Origin of the sequence: Streptomyces sp. UH6 (assembly GCF_013421635.1) — a bacterium.
GTDB classification, from domain to species: domain Bacteria; phylum Actinomycetota; class Actinomycetes; order Streptomycetales; family Streptomycetaceae; genus Streptomyces; species Streptomyces abyssomicinicus.
Genome location: NZ_JACADT010000675.1, coordinates 1 through 3,171 on the forward strand (window position 1 = coordinate 1; position 3,171 = coordinate 3,171).

General features: G+C 74.8%; 4 protein-coding genes. 3 read left to right on the forward strand and 1 reads right to left on the reverse strand.

The features are described 5' to 3' along the window. The 3 genes from HW445_RS24070 to HW445_RS24080 all read left to right on the forward strand — a co-directional run. Positions 1 to 688: vanadium-dependent haloperoxidase (locus HW445_RS24070; protein ID WP_180223039.1), on the forward strand; the 688-nt coding region annotated here is incomplete at its 5' end. Between the two features lie 297 nt (positions 689 to 985). Then, positions 986 to 2,254 carry a sensor histidine kinase gene (locus HW445_RS24075; RefSeq protein WP_180223040.1) on the forward strand — a complete coding sequence of 423 codons (1,269 nt, stop codon included), beginning with the start codon at positions 986 to 988 and terminating at the stop codon, positions 2,252 to 2,254. Continuing rightward, positions 2,218 to 2,868 carry a response regulator transcription factor gene (locus HW445_RS24080; RefSeq protein WP_180223041.1) on the forward strand — a complete coding sequence of 217 codons (651 nt, stop codon included), beginning with the start codon at positions 2,218 to 2,220 and terminating at the stop codon, positions 2,866 to 2,868. The genes HW445_RS24075 and HW445_RS24080 overlap by 37 nt, the downstream gene beginning before the upstream one ends. Here HW445_RS24080 and HW445_RS24085 read toward each other — a convergent pair. Continuing rightward, positions 2,850 to 3,171, reverse strand: a 322-nt coding sequence (locus HW445_RS24085; RefSeq protein WP_180223042.1) for an MMPL family transporter, incomplete at its 5' end; no start/stop codon positions are given. The two genes, HW445_RS24080 and HW445_RS24085, sit on opposite strands and share 19 nt — an antisense overlap.

Sequence of the window (3,171 nt, forward strand, 5' to 3'; positions counted from 1 at the left end):
CGTCGCCGAGCCGTTCGCGCTGCGTTCGCAGAGCCAGTTCCGGCTGCCGCCGCCGCCCGCCCTGGACTCCGGCCGGTACGCCGCCGACCTGGCCGAGGTGCGCGCGTACGGCGCCGCCGACAGCACGGTCCGCAGCGTGGAGCAGACCGAGACCGCGCAGTTCTGGTACGGGTCGTCGTTCACCCTCTACACCGAGCCGCTGCGGGTGGCGCTCACCCGCTCCTCCGAGTCCCTGGCCGGCCAGGCCCGGCTGGTGGCGCTCTTCCACGTGGCATCGGTCGACACCCAGATCGCGACCTCCGACAGCAAGTACGCGTACACCCGTTGGCGCCCCGTGACGGCGATCCGCACCGGCGCGATCGAGCCCGACACCGCGTGGACGCCGCTGCACGTCACGCCCGCCCACCCGGACTACCCGAGCGGGCACGGCACCTACTCCGGCTCGGCGGAAGGGGTGCTGACCGCGCTCAGCGGGGCGCGGACCGCGCCCTTCGAGCTGACCAGCCCCACCGCGCCGGGTGTGACCCGCACCTACACGACCTGGCGGCAGCTGTCGGTGGAGAACGTGGACGCCCGGGTCTGGTCCGGCATCCACACGCGCAGCGCCGACGAGGCGGGGATCGCGCTGGGCAGGACGGTGGCGCGCCACGTGCTGGAGCGGCAGGGAGAGCTGCTGGCGGCACGATGACGGGCACCATGACGGGCACGACGCCGGGCACGACGAGACGGGCACGGTGACGGGTGCCTGACCCGCCGGTTTCCCCGGGCCGTCCGGACGGCCCGGGGAAACCGGCGTGTGTGCCCGGGGCCCCGCGTGCGGGTCATGCCGCGGAGGGGCGGTGGGGGTGTACCTGGCACCACCCGTCCCCGGGGGCCCCGCCCCGTGCGGCGGGCGTCGGTTGTCCGTAGCGTCGAGGTGCCGGGAAGCCGGTCCGTCGAGGCGCTGCCGGACGGAAACGCCGCCGTACAACGGGGAGTTGCGCAGATGTCCGTGAAGAAGGCAGTCGTCGCCGCCGCGCGCGGCCTCGCCCTGGGGGTGTTCTCGCTCGTCGGGTCCACCTTCCTGCTGGTGTTCCTGGTGCTGGCCGCCGCCCTGGTCCCCCTCGGTGTCGGCGCCTTCCTGCTGCCGCCCCTGCTCACCGCCGTCCGGTCCCACGCCGACCTGCGGCGGCGCCTCGCGGAACGCTGGTACGGCGTGCGGATCCCAGCCGCCTATGGGCCCGGCCCCGCCCTGCCGACCGCCACCGGGCTGCCCCGCGCGCTGCACCTGCTCCAGGACCCGGCGGTCCGCCGGGACCTGCGGTGGCTGCCGGTGGACATGACCGCCGGATACTTCGTCGCGATGCTGCCCGCCGCGCTGCTGGCCAAGGCGGTGGAGGGCCTGGCCCTGGCGGCCGGACTCTGGCAGGTCGTCGCGGACGGCGCCGACTACTGGTACTGGTTCCTCCCCGTCAGCGGGCAGGGCGACGCGATCGTCGCCGGCGTCCTCGGACTGATCGTGCTGCACCTCGCCTTCCGCCTCAACGACCGCCTGCTGAAGGCCCACTTCACCCTCACCCGGGCCGTGCTCGCGCCCTCCGGCCGGGCCGTGCTGGAACACCGCGTGGAGGAACTCGCCCGGACCCGGCACGACGCCGTGGACACCTCCGCCGCCGAACTGCGCCGCATCGAGCGCGACCTGCACGACGGGGCGCAGGCCCGGCTGGTCTCGATGGGGATGAGCCTCGGCACCGTCGAGGCCCTGCTCGACCGGGATCCCGAGCAGGCCCGGCAGCTGCTGGCGCAGGCCCGCGCCGAGTCCGTCGAGGCGCTCGCCGAACTGCGGGACCTGGTACGGGGCATCCACCCGCCGGTGCTCGCCGAACGGGGCCTCGGCGACGCGGCCCGGGCGCTCGCCCTGCGCACCCCGGTGCCGGTGGAGGCCGACGTCGACCTGCCGGGCCGGCCGGAGCCCGCCGTGGAGTCCGCCGTCTACTTCGCGCTCAGCGAGATGCTGACCAACGTGGTCAAGCACGCCGAGGCGCAACGGATCTGGCTGGAGCTCGGCCACCGCGACGGCATGCTCCGCCTGACCGTCACCGACGACGGCCGCGGCGGTGCCGACCCGGCGGCCGGCACCGGACTGGCGGGAGTCGAGCGGAGGCTGGGAGCATTCGACGGCGTCCTGGCCGTCAGCAGTCCGACCGGCGGCCCCACCGTGGTGACCCTGGAGATTCCGTGCGCGTTGTCCTCGCCGAAGACCTCTTCCTGCTGAGGGACGGCCTGGTCCGCCTGTTGGAGGCGCACGGCTTCGAGATCGCCGCCGCCGTCGACAACGGGCCTTCGCTGGAACAGGCGTTGCGGGAACTGGAGCCGGACGTCGCGGTGGTCGACGTCCGGCTGCCGCCCTCCTTCACCGACGAAGGGCTCCAGTGCGCGCTGCGGGCCCGCCGGCGCAGGCCCGGACTTCCGGTCCTGGTGCTCTCCCAGCACGTCGAGCAGCTCTACGCCCGCGAACTGCTCGCCGACGGCAGCGGCGGCGTCGGCTACCTGCTGAAGGACCGGGTGCTGGACGCCGAGCAGTTCACCGAGGCGGTCCGCCGGGTCGCCGCCGGCGGCACCGCCATGGACCCCCAGGTCATCTCGCAGCTCCTGAACCGCGGTTCGGCCGCCGACCGGCCCGTCTCCCGGCTGACCCCGCGCGAGCGGGAGGTGCTGGAGCTGATGGCCCAGGGCCGCACCAACACCGCCATCGCCGGCCGGCTGACCGTCACCGAGCGGGCCGTCGCCAAACACACCGCCAACATCTTCGCCAAGCTGGGGCTGGAGGTGTCCGACGACGACAACCGCCGGGTCCTCGCCGTCCTCGCCTACCTCGACGCGGCCTGAGCCGGGGCAGCCGGCTCCCGCTCCGGCGGCGCGGCGGGCATGCCCGGGCGCGGGGAGCGGCCCGGGCGCCACCAGTTGGCGGGACCGAGGACCGTCATGACCGCCGGCACCAGCACCCCTCGCACCAGCACCGCGTCCACCACGGCCGCCAGCGCGATCCCCACCCCGATCAGCTTCAACGTCGTGACCTGGGCCGACGCCATCGCCGCCGTCGAGATCGCCACGGCCGCCGCGGCCGACGTCAGCAGCCGCGCCGTACGGGCGATGCCGTCCACGATGGAACGCCGGTTGTCCGCGCACCGG